This window comes from Paenibacillus sp. FSL M7-1414 (assembly GCF_038003195.1).
GTDB lineage: Bacteria > Bacillota > Bacilli > Paenibacillales > Paenibacillaceae > Paenibacillus > Paenibacillus amylolyticus.
Genome location: NZ_JBBOOS010000001.1, coordinates 4529677 through 4551047 on the forward strand (window position 1 = coordinate 4529677; position 21371 = coordinate 4551047).

Sequence of the window (21371 nt, forward strand, 5' to 3'; positions counted from 1 at the left end):
GCATAGCCCAAGAGAAAAACGCCGATCAACATAGTACTTAAGACAAAAACCCCTGATTTCCACAGAAATCAGGAGTATATGTCATTCATACAACAAAAGTGGGTGATATTGCTTATACGTTAGTCAACCCACTGCTCAGCCCAGTCTTGAATTTGATTCATGACAGGCTGGAGCGCTCTACCTTTATCCGTCAGTTCATATTCAATACGAACTGGCGTCTCGGGATAGACGTGACGAACCAGAATACCTTCACTCTCCAGATCTTTCATCCGTTCGGATAACATCTTATCACTCATGGATGGAATCAGATTGGAAATATCCTTGAATCGCTTCGAACCACTCATCAATGTTTGAATAATTAAACCATTCCAGCGCTTGCCCAAAAAAGAAAACGCCGTCTCAAAACGCGGACACATCCGCAAGTCTTGACCTTCCACATTAATCACCTCTTTAGAGATCACTCAAATCAACTTACATTTTGTTAGTATATTTCATAATAACATATTTAAGCTTCAAAGAAAACGCCTGCAATTAAAAAGTTTAAATTTTAGAAGCATATCATCCAAAATGGATCATACATCCCAGTATACATTACACGCTACGTCGCCACCATGGGAAATATCGTATAACTTCCCCATAGTACTATCTTACCCAAAAAGAACCCAGCTGCCACAGTCATCAATGACTCGGAGAAGGGTTCTTTTTGAATAAAACTTATAATTTCCATTACACGATTGAGTTAGTGAATTAGACCAGCACGCCACCAAATGGTCTTACAGGTTCGCTCTTGCCAAATTCCGGCTTAAAGCTGCGGGCAGGATATGCCCATTTCACTGCGTTGCTGATCACTCTTAATATTTCCGGTTTGTAATAGGTCGGATACGTCTCATGACCTGGTCGGAAATAAAAGATTTTACCTTCACCACGCCGGAACGTACATCCGCTCCGGAATACTTCCCCACCCTGGAAGTTGCTCACAAACACCAGTTCATCCGGTACTGGAATATCGAAGAATTCACCGTACATCTCTTCTTTTTCCAATACAATCTTGCCTTCGATGCCATCCGCAATCGGATGAGATGGGTTAACACACCATACAATTTCCTGCTCGTCAGCTACACGCCATTTCAGATCGCAGCTTGTTCCCATCAGCGCTTTGAATGGTTTGGAGAAATGACCTGAGTGAAGCACAATCATCCCCATTCCGTTCAGCACTCGCTGCGCAACCTTCTGTGAGATCTCATCGCTTACGCGATCATGTGCCATATGTCCCCACCATATGAGCACATCTGTGGAATTCAGCACTTCATCACTTAATCCGTGTTCAGGCTGATCCAGTGTAGCTGTACGAATAGCAAAGCCTTCGCCGCCAAGTCCGTCAGCCAGTGCTCGATGCAGACCATCCGGGTAGACTTCCCTTACTTCATCGTGAATTTTCTCATGGACAAATTCATTCCAAATGGTGACGTTGATCATATTCAATTTCCCCCTAGTGTAGCTCTAAACCCACCACATATCGCCCAGCGGTTCTTCGATCAATACTTGCTGGAGATTTTGCACGGCTTTAGAGAATCCTTCTTCAACCGACATCAGACCGTCTTCGTGCTCAATACTTACTACATAATCATATCCGACCAGACGCAAGGCACTCATAATATCTGCCCAAGTCTTGTTATCATGTCCATAACCAACCGAGCGGAACTGCCAAGCCCTATCCAGCATATTGGTATAGTCCTGCATATCCGTTACACCGTGTTTGTTCACGTTGACCGGATCAATCGTTGTATCTTTTGCATGGAAGTGATGGATAGCTCCTTCACGTCCCAAGATGTGAATTGCCTGAACCGGATCAATACCTTGCCACCACATGTGACTTGGGTCCAGATTGGCTCCGATCACTTCACCTGCTGCTTCACGCAGTCTCAGCAAGGTTGCTGGTGTATGAACGGAGAATCCACCGTGCAGCTCCAATCCAACTTTTACGTTACGATCTGCTGCAAATTTACCCCACTCTGTCCAGTAAGGGATCACTTTGTTCTCCCACTGCCACTTCAGGATCTCCTGGAAGTCATTTGGCCATGGTGCAACAGGCCAGTTCGGATATTTGGCATCCTCATGGTCTCCCGGACAACCGGAGAATGTATTCACTACAGGTACTTCCAGCTTTTCAGCCAGTTCTACGGTTTTAACAAAATCATCGTGAAATCCTTTGGCAATATCCTTTTGCGGATGTAGCGGGTTACCGTGACAGCTGAGTGCACTGATCGTCAAACCACGTGATTCCACTGCATTTTTGAAGTTTTTCAATGCTGTAGGATTGCTTAACAACTCATCTGGCTTACAATGTGCATTGCCTGGATGTCCGCCTGTTCCGATCTCTACTGCTTTTAATCCCTTGGATGCTACATAATCAAGAGCATCCTCCAATTTACGTCCTCCGAATAGTACCAAAAATACGCCGAGTTTCAAGTGCGATTCCTCCCTGGATTAGATATCGTATGATTGCTGAATTCATGAATATTGAACTGTATACAATTACCGTTCAGATCACATGCCTGTTTGATTAGTGTGGAAAATCGAGAGTGTTTCTATCCTGAAATTGAACGTAAGAATACTGGTTATTCTGCTTCACTCGTAAGAGCATCAAGCTTCGAACACTTTTTACTCAGACTAGTGGGATTCCACGGTTTCAATCTCAGTTTGAACTGTGCGAGTTACTGCAAAAGAATCATAGCTGCTCTCCAGATGTATATGCTTGCCTTCAAGTGAAGAACGCTGGAATGAATGCATGGCTTCCAGTACGTGATAAGCAAGCTTGCCACTGGCTTTGTGTTCCCGTCCGGCACGAATGGATTCAACCATTTCGGTTACGCCGATGCCTCGTTCATTTTGTCCACTTTCGAAGACTGGTTTGACCGTCTCCCAAGTGTCTTGACCGTATCTGCGAACCTTCACTTCCCCGTTAAAATAATTGGGGTCCGGTACACTAAGCGTACCTTCTGTACCATAGATTTCAATACGTGGCAGATCCGAAGCTCCGCGAATATCAAAACTGGTGATCAGGGTTGCAATGGCACCTTCTGCAAAATCAATGGTTCCTGCCAAGTGGGTAGGCGTCTCTACTTGTAGTGCTGTGCCTTCCTTCGGCCCAGAGCCTATCTTGCGATCTGCAATCTGAATGCCTGCCGAGGCGCTGATTCTGCGTATCGGTCCAAGCAGCGTAATCAGAGCGGTCAGGTAGTAAGGTCCCATATCAAACATCGGTCCGCCACCTGCGACATAAAAGAACTCCGGATTAGGATGCCAAGCTTCTGGTCCTCCACCCATGAAGAATGAAGTCGCTGCAACCGGCTTGCCAATCAGCCCATCCTCAATGGCTTTACGAGCTGTCTGTATGCCTGAACCAAGGAAGGTATCCGGTGCAGAACCAACATACAATCCCTTTTCCTCAGCCAGCTCAACAACCTTGCGACCATCCTCAAGAGAAATTGCCAGCGGCTTCTCGGCATACACATGTTTGCCTGCTTCGAGTGCAGCCAGATCGGTCATGGCGTGACTTCCAGGAACCGTAAGATTCAACACAAGTTCAATTTCGTTATTTTGCAGCAACTCATCTACATTGTAAACGTTTGCGATATTAAATTCATCTGCCCGTTCCTGAGCGCGTTCACGAATCAAATCCGCAACAGCCACGACTTCAATGACCGGGTTGTTTTTGAGATTTTCCAAGTAGATGGCGCTGATGTTACCACACCCGATGATGCCTGCTTTCATTTTCTCCACTGTGACGTTCATCTCCTTACGCATGGTGAAAATCTGCGTTTGAATGGTTGAGATACATATGTTTTGTTGGATGTTTCCTGTTCCTTAAATCTAATACTATGGTATTCCGTTTCAGCTTCAATTAAAATGAATAATATGATTGAAACATGAACTATCTGGTCATAATTTTCAAATTGCAAGGAGTATGCCCATGCCGACAGATCAATCCTGCCAAGTTCTTACAGCAGGCTTTTCATTTCATCGTAAACCCTACGCTATGGTGCAGCCTGAAGGGGTGAAGAACTACCTTTTAAGACTGCAAACAGACGGACGTTGCCGTGCACGCATAGACGGGGACATGTCCCTGGTGGATGCGGGCGATCTGCTTCTTTTTGATCCTGATGAACCCTATGAGCTGAGAATAGACAATGAAACCAATCCGATGGGAGAACGACTGGTGGAGAGTGGTGACTATCACATCTTCTTTAATGGTTCCTGGGTGGATGAGTGGTGGAAACGGCACAAACGGCCGACCCGGATCAAAGTCGAACTGACGGAAAGTCTTTTGGTCCTTTTTCGACAGCTCGTACTGGAACAGCGCCGCATCTCCAATCCTTATCCGGAAATTTCAAGTTATTATATGCGAATTTTATGTCTCGAAGTGGATCGTCTGCTCGCGGAGCATCCAACGATAACCAACACCAATTATGTGGCTTATGAGATCAAAAACTACATTGAAGAAAACGCTTCCTCTTTATTCAAGCTCGATGATGTGGCAACACATATTGGCATCAGTGTTTCACGGGGTGTTCATCTCTTCAAAGAAGCGTTTGGCAAAAGCATCATGCAATACACGCTTGACGTACGGCTGAATATGGCCAGGGAACGGATTATTTTCAGTCCAATGACCCTGGAGCAAGTGTCTGAGTCTTCCGGCTTTAACAACTATACCTATTTTCATCGGGTATTCCGTTCCCGGTTCGGCATGTCGCCGAAGGAATTTCGCGTCATTCACCGGGAACAGATGTAATCATACCAGTATACGTAAGTTGAACTTATTTGCGCGCGGCTATGGCCTCGGATACAACCATCGCCAGATCTTCATTGCCAAACATGGACAACACGCCAAGTACCGTATCATCCGGAATCTCACCGGCTTCCTCCTTGGATACAATCAGCTTCTGCACCTGTTGCAAACGCTCGTTGCTCTGCTGATTCGGGTAGGCTTGCCGGTACATCTCTTCCGGGTCCAAACCATTATTGACACACCACTGGGCAAATACGAGGATCATCATCTCTTCTTCCTGTTTATAGGTTTCTACAACAGCTTCCTCGATCTGTTTATTACGTTCCTTTTCATATTCTTCCATGACTTGTATTCCTCCGTATGTGTATTCTGCAATTATTTGCGAATCAATTGTTCCGCCAGTTCATGACTGTCCATGACATGACTTGCACTGATCAGGCAATCATCAGGTGAGTCCAGACAAGCCAGGAAATTATCAACTGCTCCGCTAAAACCTCTGCGTGTTAACACGGTGTCCCAGCTCCCGAATGTTTCTTTGGTTTCCAGACTCCCCTGTTCCATGCAGCTGATAATGTCCATGTTCACCACTTCAACAGATCGTCCACCACCATGCAATTCGATCTTCTCCAGATCTGCCCCAGCTTCACGCACCATATCGAATCGACCGTAGGCTGTTCTGCCCAGCTTGGCCGTTCCGGTTGCATGCAGCAGTCTGTCCAGATCATTCTTCCGAATCCATTGATGAAGCAACTCCACATTATGATCCGAGTACCACAACATCAGATCCAGTATATGGATGAGATCATCATAGATGGTTTCTGCCGCAGGACGATCCTGAATGCCTGTACGATGTTTGGTCACTGTCAAGGATTCAAAACCTTTTCCACCCTGCATCCATTCTTTCGCTTTTTGGTACATCGGTGCGAATCTGCGGTTGAAGCCTACTGCCAGTAGCAGCCCTTGTGCCTCGGCAAAAGCAGTCATCTCTTCCGACTCCCGAATCGTATAGGATAAAGGTTTGTCTACGTACACGGCTAATCCCTGTTCCAGACATTGCATGACAATGTCAAAGTGCGCTTCCGTTGCTGTATGTACAAACACCGCATCCAAGTCCCAGGACAACAGTTCCTTCAGATCCGTTGTTCCCCGTTCTAATCGATACGCCTCCTGAACGGCTTTGACCGGCTCCGGAGATCGATTCATAATGCCTACAATCTCCACGTTCGGATGAGCTGTCAACAGCGGCAAATATACTTTACGTGCAATATCGCCGAGGCCGATAATTGCAACTCGTTTACGTTGGGTTGTTTCCATGATGATCATTCCACCTTCAGTTCGGTTCTATATTTCCACGTCCTATAGTGTAACCCTTCGGACAGCAACTTGCCAGTGATTGCAGCAGACTTCGCACGAATTGTTCAGACAATGGGCGAACGTGGTAAACTTAGGAGGAACAGCAGTACAGATCGGGACACGACCAGACCTGCCTGATCTGAAAGGAGCGTTTGGGATTTTGCGAAAATGGTTATGGCTTCTGTTATATGTTTTACTTGCAGGAGTCACGTTTATTTACAGATATGAACTGCTGGCCTGGACCGATCTCCATCAGTCCATTCCGCTGTTACTCGCCATGGCAACATTGTTTGCTCTTGTGCCTGTAATTCCTTATAAGTTTGTTATTATCGCCTTTGGTTACAGTTACGGTACCACCACAGCAGCCTGGATATGCTGGCTTGGCACAACACTTGCTGCCATGCTCGTTTATGGCGGAGCAAGAACCATCTTCAGACATCAGGCGAGATCGTACCTCGAACGTATTCGGGGTCTGAACCGTTTTACCACTTGGATGGAAGCACATCCGTTCATGGGTGTCATGTCGATGCGACTGTTGCCGATCGTGCCCCAGATGGCCGTTAATATCTACGCAGGTATAACGTACACGCCATTCTGGGTCTTCATGCTTGCCACGGCCATTGGGAAAATGCCAGCGATTTTTGTATTTGCCTATGCAGGTGCACAGGCTGAAACCTCAATCTGGCTGAGCCTGGCCATCCTTGCCGGATATCTGGTGTTCATGGCCATTGTATTGCTCTTATTTCGCTTTCGGTCACGCAACAAAGCCTGAATTCAGAATTCGCAAACCGTTCAGATTCAGCTTGTTTTCATTCCGGCTTGGTTGGCTTGCCAATTCAGGATATAATAGAAGAGCAAGCTAATGCTTGTGTAACAAGTTTTAATAAAACGGTAGATTGCTGGAGCTCGAACACGAGCGCTAAATCTTCATCAGAAATGGAGTGACTATAGCATGGAACAACATTCAAGTGAGTTAGCAACTTTTGCAGGCGGATGCTTCTGGTGTATGGTATCCCCCTTTGAAGAACTGCCCGGTATTCATAAGATCGTATCGGGTTATACAGGAGGACATACTGAGAATCCAACATATGAAGAGGTCTGCTCGGAGACAACAGGACATGTAGAAGCTGTGCAAATTACGTTTGACCCTGCCATCTTCCCTTATAAGAAACTGGTTGAACTGTTCTGGCAGCAGATTGATCCTACGGATACAGGCGGGCAATTCCATGACCGTGGATCTTCCTATCAGACGGCCATCTTCTATCACAGCGAAGAACAGCGCCAGATTGCGGAAGCTTCCAAAGCGGAGCTGGGACAAAGCGGACGTTTTGATAAACCAATCTTCACTCCGATTTTGCCAGCCAAACCGTTCTATGAAGCCGAAGAACATCACCAAAATTATCACCGGAAGAACCCTGCCCATTACAAACGCTACAGCAAAGGTTCTGGACGTGTAGATTTCATCGAACGCAACTGGACCGGTAACGTGGATAAAGATGGGCTGAAAGAGCGTTTGACGCCGATTCAATATGAAGTTACGCAGAACAGCGCGACCGAGCCTGCATTCCATAACGAATTCTGGGATCACCACGGTGATGGTATCTATGTGGACATCGTATCTGGCGAGCCATTGTTCAGTTCTACCGACAAATACGACTCCGGCTGCGGCTGGCCGAGCTTCACACGTCCATTGCGTGACCACAACGTGAAGGAAAAAACTGATCTCAGCCACTTCATGATTCGTACCGAAGTGAGAAGTCGTGAGGGCGATTCCCATCTGGGTCACCTGTTCAACGATGGTCCTGCCGAAGCAGGTGGAATGCGTTATTGCATCAACTCTGCGGCACTTCGTTTTGTATCCAAAGAAGACTTGCAAAAAGAAGGATACGGTGAGTACGCCGTCCTTTTCCAATAAGTTATAATGCAAATACAAAAAGAGCAGTGGGATGATCCCGCTGCTTTTTTGTTGTACATTCTTTTTTTCATAGACGAACTATTGTTGCATGAGAATGCATTGATTAGGTTTGGCTCGAAGAGATTTCCGAATTTAATTGGCTGGCAGAAGCCGTCTGATCATTACGAAATTGAATTCGCATCGCTGGAACAATACCCAGGATCATCACGGTAACCGAAATTGCGTAGACGATAAAAATGGATGTGCTGTTCATCAGTACACCTGCCATGGAAGATCCAAGAAGCATACTTCCTATGAATAAAGGGGTGATGGTGCCATTCACTCTCCCGATCAAGTGCTCATCTATCCGAGTGACCAAGTACGTGGAGATGATGACGTTGATAAATGCCATACTGATTGAGCTCAAGAAGCTGATCAAAAGGGTCAGCCAGAACCAACTGGATAACACTTCCCCCATCGTGGCTACAGCCAGACACAGCACACCTACAAGCAGAGTTAAGGTCTGGTTCAGCTTGGCACTTACAGCAGCCGCAATACCTCCTCCAATCAATAAACCTATTCCGGACGCTCCAGAGAGAAACTGTAACGACGTTGCTTCAAGTCCCAGACGTTCGGTGATCAGAAATATTCCAAGTGGACTGATGAGACCTGCAGAAAGCCCTATACAGATGAATACCAGACTAAGCATTTTTAACGAGCGAGATCGAGCAACATATTGCCAGCCCTCTTTGATATCCGCTAATAATGAGGTATTTGTTTCCCGTTGAGTGGCGTCTTTAGGAAGCAATGTGAGTAGAAGCGCAGAGATCAGGAATAGAATGAGTAATGCGTACATGGATGCCTGAATTCCCATTGCAGTGTATATAAACGTTCCAACGATTGGTCCGAGAATTAAAAACAACGATTGACCACTCTGTGTAATAGCAATTGCAGACTGCAAATGTTCTCCCTTTACATTTCGCCTCACAATCTTTAGAGAGGATGGTTGAGAAAACTGGCTAACGATAGAGGATACAAACGTGGCTACGTATAGAATCTGCCAATACCCGGAAGATAAGACGCCAATAATCATGACAATAGACAACGCACTCAGAATATCCCCCAGTATCATCGTACGTTTGGGATTCCAGCGATCAGCAAGTGCACCGCCTATGATGGAGAAAACAAAAATCGGGGCATATTCAAGTACGGTAATCAGCGAGACAGCTATTGGACTTCCTTGAGTTCGATCCATCACATAATAGAGGATCGCCATATTTCGGATCCATATCGCCAGATTTTGCAGCAGATCAGACCCTGTCACGATTAAAAAAGCTTTGTTTCTGAACAATGTGTTCATTCGCCATCTCCTCTTTTAAACCGACTGTCCGGTTTATTAATATTTAAAAAGAAAAACTGACGTTACATCAGCTTTTCATGGTTAACGTTGTTGAATGCCTGCCAGTAGACCGGCCATGCCTTTGTGGTAAATACGACGAATATCCGTCAGGTCCTTCTCATAATAGAGTGTAGTCAATCCGCTAAACAGACCGTAGATAATGTGCATTACATCCTGTGGGTCATCCGGTTTTAACTCCCCATCTTTCATTCCTTTAGTAATAATGGACTCATATGTCGCATACGGAATACGGATCAGGGAAAGCATCTCATCAAGCATCTCCTGACTGACGACCTGACCCGAGACAAACTCGTTAATGGCGTGATTCAGCGGGTTAGCCAAATCATCCACGTAATGGTCAGCAAGTCCGTACAATTTGTCTATGGCAGTCTTATACCCGGATTCTTTGTCCAGCCAAGCATCCATCCAATCTTCATTGTTAAGCTTGATTAGATACATGAATAACTCTTCTTTGCTTTTGAAATGATAATAGATGCTGCCTTTACTCCGATTGTTAATCGTACATATGTCTTCCATGGAAGTTGCACTATATCCCTTTTGGGCAAAAAGTTCCTTGGTATTACGTGCAATGTCTTTCTTTATCTGTGTAACATCTTTTCTTCGTTTAACTTCGATTGGAAAAACCTCCATAAATTAAACCGACTATTCGGTCTAATAGTATCACAGCACAAATACTCCGTCAATTCATTTTGCACAGGCACCCTCTCATTTGCTGTTTCAAAAGGATGTACAAGAGAGTGCCTGGCTACAATTCAGGAAAGAAGAAGTCACATCATACTTACAATCCAACCGATCCAATACGCAAATGGAATTAATAACAACTGTGCCAACAGAGTACCGAATAAACGGGATACGAGCATGCAACCATAAATCTGATTCATGCGATCCAAACGGATCTCGCCACGTAATGATTTGTCACTGAGCAGGGAAATCCGCGGATCAATCAGGATGGTTAACAAAATAGTCGCTATTCCGTTAATTAACCCGGTTGATTGGGATGCAGCTACAGCCTGCCCTGGGTAAAGGTACGCTGCGTATAAGCTGGACAGGACACCTGTGGTATAGATTGCGGTTACCGCTACATTAAGCAGCATTAACCGTCTTGGCATCCCATGTTGTACCAATCGTTTGGCCATCTTCCAGGATGGCGGGGTGATGTAATACGTTGCATTTCTAATCTTGCTTCGCTTCAGCATACCGCGAACCATCGCAGGGATGGAACCGGCTGCTTCAAAATGTACAACCATTCTTGATGAGAGCTTCACCATGGTTGGAAAACACAATATGGCTAATGCCGTTCCAATTGTTGCCGCACCCATTAACCAGTGCAGCTGCGCCGCAAAGTGTGGATTGGTTCCACGTGTTGCAGTATCCACTAGATTACCTACCATCGGACCCTGGGCCATATTCGAGGTTCGAGAAACCAACAACAAGATACCTGCCAATGAAATGGCCAACGCGATTCTGCGGGTGCGTAATCCACCGAGGCGGAGCGCGTATGACAAGCTGTCTGCGGCATGAATCAGCATAGTGAACAGCATAGGGATTGCCAGACTAAGACTAAACATATGTATGTACTCCTTTATATTCCTGTTATTGAACTTATTTCTTTCATGGACAGCATTATACTCCTCTGGCTTGCAAAAGTATAGGAACGAGATCCTTTTATATAAGTTGAACTAAAGAATGTTGACACTGGGACACTCCGATGACAGAACAACCTTCCGATCGCTGTTATCCCCAGATTTTTTGATTCCTTTTAGAAAGGGGTAAATCCGGGGATAAAGGCGAACACTTCGTTTCTTCAGGTTTTTTCTGTCCTCTCCGTTTCGTGTGAATGTTTATTTCAATTTATATAGATCATCGGTACATGCACTTACGACCTCGGATGTTCATCGTTTATCCCTCTCCTCACAGGGTAATATACAAATAATCCATTATTGTACAGGAGGGGTTCATATGCCTTGGAACAAACAGGATTATCCGGTATCCATGAAGAACCTGGAACCACGTGTTAGACATAAAGCAATTGAGATTGCCAATGCTCTGCTCGATGACGGGTATGAGGAAGGACGCTCGATTGCCATAGCGACAGCTAAGGCGGAAGAATGGGATGAAAATCATCCCGCACCGGAAAGTTCGAAATCGGACTCCACATCTTCTTCCGATAATTCCAACCCTAAAAAGTCGTCTTCCACAGATCGTCGTCATTCCGAGCCCGTCTCTTCGTCCAAAAGTCATGACAACATCCATGTCGTGCCTACTGACTCCGGCTGGGCGATCAAAGAAGAAGGAAAGTCTACCTATCTGTCCACATTTGATACTAAGGCAGAAGCTGTAGATAAGGCCAAAGAACTGAGTAGCAAACAAAATATTCGAGCGATTATCCATAATCAGGATGGTCAGATTGCTTCTTCGATCAAGTCTTGAATGAATCGGAAAACAACAAAATCCCTTTTGCTGCTGAAGAGCAGTCAAAAGGGATTTTGTATGAACTTTAACTATCAAGACCTGAATGTGCATACAAGGTTATGGTTGTTCTGAAACGTATGGTTAATTGGATACACCTCTAGCCACCGTAGTCCGTTGTGAAATAGCAGCAGCGTTAACTGCCTTGGCTGCAGCCGATGGCATCGGCAATTTCACAGCCGAAGTTGTAACCACGGTTCCGCGAGCCGGAACACTAACGACGTACGTGATGACTTTGCTGGCAATCCATACGGCCAGAATCGTATATAAAGTTTCTTTTACCGGAAGAAAGAAAAGCGACAATCCCAATACAAAAGCATCGCTGACAAAGAAAACTGTTCCCAGCTTCCATCCCTTCCAGCGGCTAACCAGCACGGCGAGAATATCGTCTCCACCTGTCGCTCCACCGAATCGAAGCACGATCCCAGCGCCTACCCCTGTCAATATACCGGATAGAACTGCCGGAATCCACAGATTTCCGTTAAACGACAATACCAGTGTGGAGTATCGTTCAAAGCCGTCATAGAATAGGGAAAATGCACCGACGCCAAGCAATGCCTGAATCATGAATTTCCAGCCTTTAAGGAACCAAGCCAGGATCATGACCGGAATGTCCAGTAACAACATACCGATAGCAGGTGATAAGCCTGTTGCGTATTTTCCGAGCAGGGCCAGACCAACAAATCCGCCCTCCGATAAATGATTCTGAAAGTTAATGTGATAATAAGCAAAAGCTAAAATAAATGTACCGAGTAGCATAATGGCGAATTTGATCGCCTCTGTTTTAACGTGTTGTAAGGTTAACGATGTTCTCTTCATTCAGGTTCCCTCGCAGTTTGTAGGTTGGTTTTTTATACCGACCGTACCCTGCAAAAGGTAAGCCTGGAAGAAATCATCGTGTACGTCCTTCGAATATTCATTCCAATCCCCTCTTTCGCAGAGTCAGCCGTTTTTTTGAACCGGTTGGTGTACTCTACAAGGGGCGCTATGTGTATGAGAGATCGTAACGTTTCCAGATCGTCCTTGGGGAGATTGTCCTTCGGGAACTCATGGTATCCTGATCCTTTCTGTTCTGTTGTGGTTAGCTGTGCTCAGTTAAACTGAAAAATAACTACAATGCATAAGCTTGAACATTTAATTGTACACTTACACTTGGATTACAGTACCCTCTTTTGATCGCGGTTATCCCCGGATTTTTGGAATTCCATTTTCCCTCTGGGGAAAATCCGGTGATCGCTTATGCTTCCTAAGTTGCTTTCATTCAAAAAGCTTTCAGGCGAACGCTTCGCTTCTACAGATGGGTTCTGCACTCTTCGTTCCTGTGTAAATTGTAAATCCAACTTACAGCAGTTGCAAGTTCATTCAGTTTAAACACCAAAGCTAACTTGCTTGTTCTTCTATTATATAACACCAACGTGACCGGGTCTAAACAGTAGACCCCTCAAAAACAGGCATAAAGCAGCCTTTGGACTGCTCCAGCAGTCATACGGCAACACCAGGATAAGCAATGCTTGCTAATGGTGCAACCTGCTCCTTTATTCTATGACCAAAGCTTCCAAAAATAACTGTCAGTCACCCAACTGTGACAAATTGGGGCCTTTTTTTATTTTCTTGCGCTTTTTAAAGGAATCATTTTCCTTTCACACATACACTATAGCAAACGTAATCGGCTTATTCTTTGTCCAGTTCAGACGTTTCCAGACTTACTCTGCTGTTTATGGTATAATATAACAATTGAATCCCACTACCGTTTAAGCGAGGCGGATTGATGAAAACGTTAAAGCCAAGAGTCTTTATTGGCTGCTCGCTGGAAGCGAAGCCGATTGCAGCCGCAGTACACGAAAACTTACGTTTTTCAGCCGAAGTTACCCCTTGGTATTCCGGGGTTTTTAATCCAAGTAGCTATACCATGGACGATCTGGAAGTAGAGGTCCGTACGACTGACTTTGCCATTTTTATTTTTCATCCGGATGATATATCCAAAATTCGCGGGAAGTACTACGCGTCAGTCCGGGATAATACAATGCTGGAAATGGGTCTGTTTATGGGTCGTCTGGGACGAAAACGTATTTTTTTCATTCTTCCTGAGGATATTACAGACATCAAGGACACAACCAAGGTCGAAGGATTGCGTATGCCCACAGATCTGCTGGGATTAAATCCACTCGTATATGAAATCCGTTCCGACGGAAAGTGGGCACCAGCCGTGTCCGTGGCATGTTCCAAAATCGCAGACAGTATTGAGGAACAAGGACGCTGGAGTGATCCAGAATTGGAGAACATCATTGAGAAGCATAAACGCACTGAGGGAGAAGCGAGGTTACAACTGCTTAAGTTGTTGCGGTTCTTTAGGGAATTGCTGCGTACCCGCAAAGCAGATGCCAAGATGCTGGAGCGAATGAGCGATGCCCTGCGTACTGCCTTTGTCTCTCATCCTCCATTCGCTGTACGTGGCACAGCCATATACCGTACAGATGACAGTGGTTATATTGAGCAATTATGTGGTAATGTTGGAGAACCGGGGAGAAAGTATAACTTGTCCGCTAACGACGACAAACAGCCGGATGATCCCAAGCGCATCCTGGTTATTGATTCTTACCGGGAGAATAAAATCAAGATCAACCTGTATGATGATTACCTTGAGAAAGAGTATCTGCTATGCTATCCTGTAGCCAAGAGGTATGTAATCACCGTTCACATTATTGGACATATTGAAGCGGATGAGGCGGTATTTCAGCAGATTGACCTACAGAATCGTCAACTGTTCAACGCCATCAACGATTTGTTAGGAGGCGAACCGGAATGAAACCGGAAACGAAAAAAATAAGCAAGCGCTGGGGCAGCGAAAAAAAGGTACGCCTCAGTTCTGCGCCCGAATCATCACGACCGGTTCCGGAACCCAAGGAAGAAGATCGTTTCCACAAGCCGGCCGTACCGCTAACTACCATTGGGCCCTCCCTGAAGGGCAAGGAAAGACCTTATAAGGTCATCCTTGAAAAAGAGGCGTTCTACGAAAAACCTCAATATCTTGCTTAATTTCTGAACACATCATCAAACCTGCCGCTGAATCGGCAGTATTCCATAGGCCCCGCCGCCCAAGGCAGGGGCTTTTTTGTTGCTCATTTTCGCTAAAATAAAACTGCTTCTACTCGTTGACCTGGTGCCATCGTGTTGCGGCAAGGCATCCTTGAATCATGATCGCAATTCATTGCTTGTAATTACTTCTGTAGCAGACTGCATTGCATAAGGTTTATTTGGTTTATGGCCTTAGGTTTCCTGCAAAACCCATAAATTATACCTTATTTTGGAGCAGGCTTGTCCCTAAATCCCTAGCCTCACTCACTATCTGTACCTTTAGGAAAATGCGATAATGTGTGCTTCCAATATTTCTCGGTTGTATTGTGTATCTCCATTACATATATTGATTATAATATAGGAACACATGTTCTGTAAATATAAAATTCCAATTAAAGGTTAAGGAAGTGAACATATGACATCCTCAACTTCCGCCCCATCCCCTGCGGATGAAGACCATCGTCTGATCAAAGGTCTGGTTGTGCGCACGCTATTGCTGGATGTACTTGAACGAGATATTCACACACTGGATACGTTGCTGCTGAAGATGCCCGAAGTCTACATTCTGTCGCTGACCCGCATTCAAAACAATGTGCTCAAGGAGATGTTGGCCCTTCGTAAACAGATGAGAACCCGCGGTGTCAAAGTACTGGAAGAGAAACGGGAAGCCGAGGGTATCGAAACTCTGTATATGTGCAGAGGGTATTGGCAACGGTTCTATATGCTGTGGACATTCGCACGCAATGAAGTCAAAAAAGAACTCAGTCGGCATCTGCAGATGGACTTGGCGCAGACTTGATACAACTCTGACAATATAGAACCCATTCCCAGCAAAACAAGTTGACCACGGAAGGTTACGTTCATTAAGATGGAATAGAGATATCCAACCATTCCAATAAGGCATGATATAGTTTCAACCGGATATACTCTCAACGTCTTATCAATCAAGGAGCTGTACTTCATGGATTTGAATACACATTCGATTAAACAAACACCCGCACATACAGGCATTGCCGCAGATGTAACAGAACTGATCGGCCAGACACCTGCCGTTAAACTAAACCGACTCACAGGAAGCGACTCCGCTGACGTATATGTGAAGCTGGAATACTTCAACCCAAGTGGCAGCGTCAAAGACCGTGCCGCCTACAACCTGATCGTTCAGGCTGAACTTGCGGGACACTTGCTCCCTGGTGCTACCATTATTGAACCGACGAGCGGCAATACCGGGATTGGTCTTGCGATGAATGCCGCCGCCAAAGGATATAAAGCCATTCTGATTATGCCGGACAATATGTCCAAGGAACGCATCAACATTCTGAAAGCCTACGGCGCAGATGTGGTGCTCACTCCCGCTGCGGAGCGGATGCCTGGTGCAATTCGCAAAGCGAAAGAACTTCAAGCAGACATTCCAGGAAGTTTCATTCCGCAGCAATTCGAAAATCAGGCGAACCCGGACATTCACCGGATCACGACGGCTCCCGAGATTATGCAGCAGATGGAAGGCAGGCTGGATGCTTTCATCGCGACGGCGGGAACCGGCGGAACCATTACTGGCACTGGGGAAGAACTGCGCAAGCAGTTACCCGATATCCGCATCTATGCGGTGGAGCCCAAAGGTTCTCCGGTGTTGTCCGGTGGCGAGCCCGGACCACACAAGCTCGTCGGTACAAGTCCGGGGTTCATTCCGGACATCCTGAATACCGACGTGTGGGATGCCATCATCCAGGTGTCCGATGAGGACGCACTGGATACGATGCGGCAGCTTGCTGCCCGGGAAGGGCTTTTGCTCGGCCCTTCCTCCGGGGCTTCGGTGTGGGCCTCCCTTCGCATTGCGAAGGAACTGGGGCCGGGGCACCGCGTGCTCTGCATTGCGCCGGATACCGGGGAACGGTATCTGAGCATGGGTATTTTTTAACACAGCAAAAATCTGTACACATCACAAAGGGGCTTCCATCTCCCATAAGTCATGAGCATGACAGAGGCCCTCCCTTATTAGCGCTCATTGGTCATTGGTTCAAATGAACCTGACACACGCTATTCGCTCCTATTTGCGCAGGTCTGACGTGTAACGAATCACAGCGACGTTTATTCCTCCAAATTCGGTCGATTTACAGGCTTAAAAGCTATTTTCGGCGGGATAACGTTACTGAGATTCGTTAGAATTTACATCTCTTCATTATCACTCTAATATGGTGCGGTAGGTTCGGTAGAATGTTGGAGCGATTGGTAGCGAGGAGCGAGGGAAAATCCCATGAAAAAAGGGAAGCGAAGTACATTGAAGGAACCATCAAAATAAAAAAATAAGCTCATGCTCACATACGGATGGTGAATCCGCAGAGAACAAGAACTTATTTTGGTAAGAAACCTTATCATCAAAAATAAAGCAAGAATATTTAACGTAAGCTGGTTAGTGTGTCAGGGTTGTCCATTCCACACCTTCAGGAAGCAGGGCCGCAATGCGGTCTTTGGCTTCCTTTTTGGTATACAGCGATTCATCGAGAATGACCGCGGAACCGGAATCCGTGCTTGTCCGAATCAGACGTCCGAGACCTTGCTTCACACGCAAGAGCATATACGGAAGATCGATCTCTTCGTATGGTGCTGCTGACGCACTACGTTTTGCATTGAAGACAGGGTCCTGTGGTGGATACGGAAGCGACCAGATCATGACATTGGATAATGACGGACCCGGAACGTCCAGTCCTTCCCACAGATTAACGGAGCACAGCACACTCTCCTCATCCTGCTGGAACGCCGCGATCAGATCACTGATCTCCCGGTCGCCCTCATACATAAAGCGCAAACCTTCTGCTTCAGGTACATGAACGATGTCCTGCTTGAATGCGCGTAGTTCTTCCATCGTACGGAACAGAACCAACGCACGTCCTCCACTCTCCTGAAGTAACGACACCGCATCACGCATGCGATTTTCGTTCTCCGGGTGACCCGGTATAGCTTCATCGGTAATTTTCATCTTCATTTTGTCCGCATAATCATACGGGGAAGCCACCGAGAATGATACAAAATCATCAATGCCCAGGCTGTCCGCCACATAACGGAATGAACTGTCCACAGATAACGTCGCAGAGGAGAACACGATTGGAATACCTGTGTTGAACACACGCTCGTTCAGCATTTCCTTCACGGTGCGCGGCATGATCGATAAGGTCGTCTCATCCTCGCTCTCTTCCGCCCAACAGATGTAACCATCTTCCTTGCGGAACAAGGCAAGCGCAGACTGAATCATATCGAGATGTTCTTCCACGACACGCATCTGGTAACCATCCAGCGAGAACAATCCGCTCTCAAATACCAATTCTTCGCCGATTGCATCCAGCACACTCGTCAGACGTTCAATCTCACGTAGCAGTGGCGGCTCTACCCGAACTTCTTTCCGTTCCGAACCAGGGATCGCGACCGTATACGTATCCAGCAACGCAAACAGTCGCTCACTGCTCTCAATCGCTTCATCCACACACTCCGCGAGGGATTCACGAATCTCTCCTTCTAACAGGCGAGTGACGAGTTCCTCAAAGATGCGGTGTTTCAGCTTGTAGCTCAGTGCGTTCAGGGCTGCTTCTTCCAGCAAATGTCCTTCATCAAATACAACTGAGCTGTGATCAGGCAGGAGTGGCAATTGTCCCTCGCGTTTGCGCGCATCATAGGTCCACACATGCTCCATGTAATAATCATGGGAACAGATGATGATGTCTTTGGAACGACGGTAATGGTCACGCGACAGCGTCAGGCCGCAGCGTTGTCTTTTAGGACAAACAAAACAATCTTGGAACGGGTCCCAGTTAATTTTGTTCCACTGACGATCATTCAGATGTGGATACTGTTTGCGGTCACCATACGGATGGAAGGCCTGAAGTGTACCCGGTGTGTTCACAAAATCCGGAAGGCTCTCATGCACTTCTTCAATAACAGGGGCATCCTCATCCGCAAATCGCATCGCACTTAGTTTGTTCAGACAGACGTATTGATCCGGTGATTTGCCCAGACGTGCGTCCACTTCCAAGTCCAGATGTGCAGCCAGCTTCGCAATATCTCCACCGGGCTTCACAAGCTGTTCAATCAAGGACTCATCGGCACAGGCGATCACTGCCGGTTTGCCCGTATAACGTGCATAACAGACCGCGTAGAGCAGATAGACTAACGTCTTGCCTGTTCCGACACCGGCCTCCGCCATAATGGTCTTTTTATCTCCATAGGCCCGTTCGAGCTGGTACGCCATAAAAATCTGTTCATCCCGTACCTCGAAGCCGAACTCTGGCAAAATATCGTAAAAAACATCGGCAACCCATTCCCCGAGACGGGATACAAAAGGTTCAGCCGGATCATATGCAAAAGGATAACGTTGTGTAGACAATCCTAGGTCAGCCTCCATTCTTAGACGCGGTCCTCTTTCATTTTCCGTTCAAAAAAGGCCGCAGGGCAAAAGTTAATTATCTCACGCGATGAAGCGGGTGACAAGCTTTTTTTACGAGATTATTTGCGAGGTTTAATGTATAGAACCAATTTTCAGGGAAAATATATACAGGAATCCACTTTAAGGAAAGGCGGTGCTCCACTCCATGAATCATCAGTCTTCACAATCAGAGCATTCCTCAGACAAAGACCCTGAGACATTAACGGATCGACAAGGTCATCCCATTACGGACAACCAGAATGTACGAACCGTTGGCAGCCGGGGACCGACTACGCTGGAGAACTATCATTTTCTCGAAAAAATTACTCACTTCGACCGTGAACGTATTCCGGAACGTGTGGTCCATGCCCGTGGTGCTGGTGCTCATGGCGTATTTGAAGCGTATGGAACGGCCGGGGATGAACCGGTATCGAAGTACACACGTGCACGTCTATTTCAGGAAAAAGGCAAACTAACGCCCGTGTTCGTTCGCTTCTCTACCGTTATACATGGTGGACATTCACCGGAGACCCTGCGGGACCCGCGCGGATTTGCTGTAAAATTCTATACCGAAGATGGCAACTGGGATCTGGTGGGTAACAATCTGAAAATCTTTTTCATTCGTGACCCGCTCAAATTCCCGGATATGGTACACGCCTTCAAGCCAGACCCGTTGACCAATGCACAGGATATGGAGCGGTTTTTCGACTTTGTATCGCTAAGTCCTGAAGCTACCCATATGGTGACATTCCTCTTCTCTCCATGGGGCATTCCAGCGAATTATCGGCAGATGCAAGGGTCGGGTGTTAATACATACAAATGGATCAATCAGGAAGGCACGGGCGTACTCATCAAATACCACTGGGAACCGCTCAATCAAGGGATACGCAACCTGCTGCAAAAAGACGCGAGCGAGATTCAAGGACAGAACTTCAATCATGCGACATTGGACCTGTATCACGCTATTGAAAAAGGGGAGTATCCCGAATGGGAGCTGTGCGTTCAAGTGATGGAGGACGGCGAGCATCCGGAGTTGGATTTTGACCCGCTGGACCCGACCAAGTTGTGGCCGCAGGAGCAGTTTCCTTTTCTACCTGTTGGCAAAATGACGCTGAATCGTAATCCCGAGGATTATTTCAATGAAGTGGAGCAAGCAGCGTTTGGCACAGGTGTCCTGGTGGACGGGCTGGATTTCTCAGATGACAAACTGTTGCAAGGGCGCACCTTCTCCTATTCGGATACCCAGCGTCACCGGGTGGGTGCGAACTATCTGCAATTGCCTGTAAATGCACCGAAGAACCGGGTTGCAACGAATCAGAGCGGCGGGCAGATGCAGTATCAGGTGGATCGTGCACCGGGTCAGAATCCACATGTGAACTACGAACCTTCTTCGCTTGGTGGCTTAAAGGAAGCACCCCCTCGTGGCAAGGAGCATGAACCACTGGTGGAGGGCCGACTTGTCCGCGAGAAGATTGAGCGCACCAATGACTTTGGACAAGCGGGTGATACGTACCGGGCGTTCGAAGATTGGGAGAGGGATGAGCTAATCAGCAACATGGTCGGCGCGTTGGCACAATGCAAACCGGATATCCGGGAGCGCATGATCTCTTACTTCACCCAAGCAGATGCGGATTACGGTCGGCGCGTCTCTGAAGGGTTGGCCTCTGTGCCAACCGATGATAGTGCGACGGTCCAACCGAAACATGAACCAAGCGTGGAGCAAGCTGAGAAACGCAGTCGTGAGACGGACGGATATTAAAATAGCTGGACAGCGTTTAGACTGATAAGTCTGACACCGTTAGTACATTCGAGTATGTTGAGTAAGCAGATTACGTTCTGAATTAAACATAGCCCTGATCGTCAAGTTGCCAGTTGCAGCTGCTATCAGGGCTTTTTCATGACTAGTTTGAGTATAATCTTCACTTCAGGATGTAGGCTTCTATTTATTTTAGGTTGA

At 46.6% G+C, this 21371-nt stretch carries 20 protein-coding genes; 9 read left to right on the forward strand and 11 right to left on the reverse strand.

The annotated features are described in order from the left end of the window. Positions 1-119 precede the first annotated feature (119 nt). The 4 genes from MHH92_RS19690 to MHH92_RS19705 form a co-directional block, all read right to left on the reverse strand. Complete coding sequence (locus MHH92_RS19690) at positions 120-416, reverse strand: winged helix-turn-helix transcriptional regulator (RefSeq protein WP_074096966.1); 297 nt, start codon at positions 414-416, stop codon at positions 120-122. 331 nt (positions 417-747) lie between these two features. Continuing rightward, the gene (locus MHH92_RS19695; protein WP_017687549.1) at positions 748-1476 is read right to left on the reverse strand and encodes a ThuA domain-containing protein; all 729 of its coding nucleotides are present in this window, start codon (positions 1474-1476) and stop codon (positions 748-750) included. A 24-nt stretch (positions 1477-1500) separates the two neighbouring features. After that, the gene (locus MHH92_RS19700; RefSeq protein WP_036674961.1) at positions 1501-2469 is read right to left on the reverse strand and encodes a sugar phosphate isomerase/epimerase family protein; all 969 of its coding nucleotides are present in this window, start codon (positions 2467-2469) and stop codon (positions 1501-1503) included. A gap of 201 nt (positions 2470-2670) precedes the next feature. Next, the gene (locus MHH92_RS19705; protein ID WP_340905772.1) at positions 2671-3783 is read right to left on the reverse strand and encodes a Gfo/Idh/MocA family protein; all 1113 of its coding nucleotides are present in this window, start codon (positions 3781-3783) and stop codon (positions 2671-2673) included. A 190-nt stretch (positions 3784-3973) separates the two neighbouring features. Here MHH92_RS19705 and MHH92_RS19710 point away from each other — a divergent pair, with 190 nt between their 5' ends. Continuing rightward, positions 3974-4792, forward strand: a complete 819-nt coding sequence (locus tag MHH92_RS19710) for an AraC family transcriptional regulator (protein WP_017687546.1) — start codon at positions 3974-3976, stop codon at positions 4790-4792. 25 nt (positions 4793-4817) lie between these two features. Here MHH92_RS19710 and MHH92_RS19715 read toward each other — a convergent pair whose 3' ends face one another. Then, positions 4818-5132 carry a hypothetical protein gene (locus MHH92_RS19715; RefSeq protein ID WP_340905775.1) on the reverse strand — a complete coding sequence of 105 codons (315 nt, stop codon included), beginning with the start codon at positions 5130-5132 and terminating at the stop codon, positions 4818-4820. Between the two features lie 32 nt (positions 5133-5164). Then, a complete protein-coding gene (locus tag MHH92_RS19720; protein WP_340905777.1) occupies positions 5165-6103 on the reverse strand; it encodes a Gfo/Idh/MocA family protein in 939 nt (312 codons plus the stop codon). 199 nt (positions 6104-6302) lie between these two features. Between MHH92_RS19720 and MHH92_RS19725 the strand changes: the two genes are divergently transcribed. Both MHH92_RS19725 and msrA read left to right on the forward strand, forming a co-directional pair. Beyond that, the gene (locus MHH92_RS19725) at positions 6303-6914 is read left to right on the forward strand and encodes a TVP38/TMEM64 family protein (protein ID WP_036614914.1); all 612 of its coding nucleotides are present in this window, start codon (positions 6303-6305) and stop codon (positions 6912-6914) included. A 180-nt stretch (positions 6915-7094) separates the two neighbouring features. Then, positions 7095-8057, forward strand: a complete 963-nt coding sequence (msrA, locus tag MHH92_RS19730) for a peptide-methionine (S)-S-oxide reductase MsrA (RefSeq protein WP_340905780.1) — start codon at positions 7095-7097, stop codon at positions 8055-8057. Between the two features lie 103 nt (positions 8058-8160). On the opposite strand, the gene MHH92_RS19735 is transcribed toward msrA, so the two are convergent. From MHH92_RS19735 to MHH92_RS19745, 3 genes are all read right to left on the reverse strand, one after another. Then, the gene (locus MHH92_RS19735) at positions 8161-9396 is read right to left on the reverse strand and encodes an MFS transporter (protein WP_340905782.1); all 1236 of its coding nucleotides are present in this window, start codon (positions 9394-9396) and stop codon (positions 8161-8163) included. An 81-nt stretch (positions 9397-9477) separates the two neighbouring features. Beyond that, the gene (locus tag MHH92_RS19740; protein ID WP_315372130.1) at positions 9478-10086 is read right to left on the reverse strand and encodes a TetR/AcrR family transcriptional regulator; all 609 of its coding nucleotides are present in this window, start codon (positions 10084-10086) and stop codon (positions 9478-9480) included. A 137-nt stretch (positions 10087-10223) separates the two neighbouring features. Next, positions 10224-11024, reverse strand: a complete 801-nt coding sequence (locus MHH92_RS19745) for a lipid II flippase Amj family protein (protein ID WP_036614460.1) — start codon at positions 11022-11024, stop codon at positions 10224-10226. 391 nt (positions 11025-11415) lie between these two features. On the opposite strand from MHH92_RS19745, the gene MHH92_RS19750 reads away from it, so the two are divergent. Then, positions 11416-11886, forward strand: coding sequence for a DUF2188 domain-containing protein (locus MHH92_RS19750; protein ID WP_076216968.1), 471 nt, complete (start codon positions 11416-11418; stop codon positions 11884-11886). Between the two features lie 123 nt (positions 11887-12009). Here the strand turns inward: MHH92_RS19750 and MHH92_RS19755 are convergent, their stop codons facing one another. After that, positions 12010-12744 carry a YitT family protein gene (locus tag MHH92_RS19755; protein WP_036614465.1) on the reverse strand — a complete coding sequence of 245 codons (735 nt, stop codon included), beginning with the start codon at positions 12742-12744 and terminating at the stop codon, positions 12010-12012. 949 nt (positions 12745-13693) lie between these two features. Here MHH92_RS19755 and MHH92_RS19760 point away from each other — a divergent pair. The 4 genes from MHH92_RS19760 (at position 13694) to cysK (ending at position 16918) form a co-directional block, all read left to right on the forward strand. Continuing rightward, the gene (locus MHH92_RS19760; protein WP_340905790.1) at positions 13694-14731 is read left to right on the forward strand and encodes a nucleotide-binding protein; all 1038 of its coding nucleotides are present in this window, start codon (positions 13694-13696) and stop codon (positions 14729-14731) included. Continuing rightward, complete coding sequence (locus MHH92_RS19765; protein ID WP_017687536.1) at positions 14728-14961, forward strand: hypothetical protein; 234 nt, start codon at positions 14728-14730, stop codon at positions 14959-14961. The genes MHH92_RS19760 and MHH92_RS19765 overlap by 4 nt, the downstream gene beginning before the upstream one ends. Before the next feature lie 454 nt (positions 14962-15415). Further along, a complete protein-coding gene (locus tag MHH92_RS19770) occupies positions 15416-15799 on the forward strand; it encodes a hypothetical protein (RefSeq protein ID WP_036674948.1) in 384 nt (127 codons plus the stop codon). Positions 15800-15961: 162 nt separating this feature from the next. Continuing rightward, positions 15962-16918: a cysteine synthase A gene (gene cysK / locus MHH92_RS19775; RefSeq protein ID WP_192134052.1), complete on the forward strand. Its 957-nt coding sequence runs from the start codon at positions 15962-15964 to the stop codon at positions 16916-16918. Positions 16919-17410: 492 nt separating this feature from the next. Here the strand turns inward: cysK and MHH92_RS19780 are convergent, their stop codons facing one another. Continuing rightward, entirely contained in the window at positions 17411-19375 is a 1965-nt protein-coding gene (locus tag MHH92_RS19780; RefSeq protein ID WP_235200822.1) for an ATP-dependent DNA helicase, read from the reverse strand. 205 nt (positions 19376-19580) lie between these two features. Between MHH92_RS19780 and MHH92_RS19785 the strand changes: the two genes are divergently transcribed. After that, complete coding sequence (locus MHH92_RS19785) at positions 19581-21173, forward strand: catalase (RefSeq protein ID WP_445744676.1); 1593 nt, start codon at positions 19581-19583, stop codon at positions 21171-21173. The last annotated feature ends 198 nt before the right edge of the window (positions 21174-21371 follow it).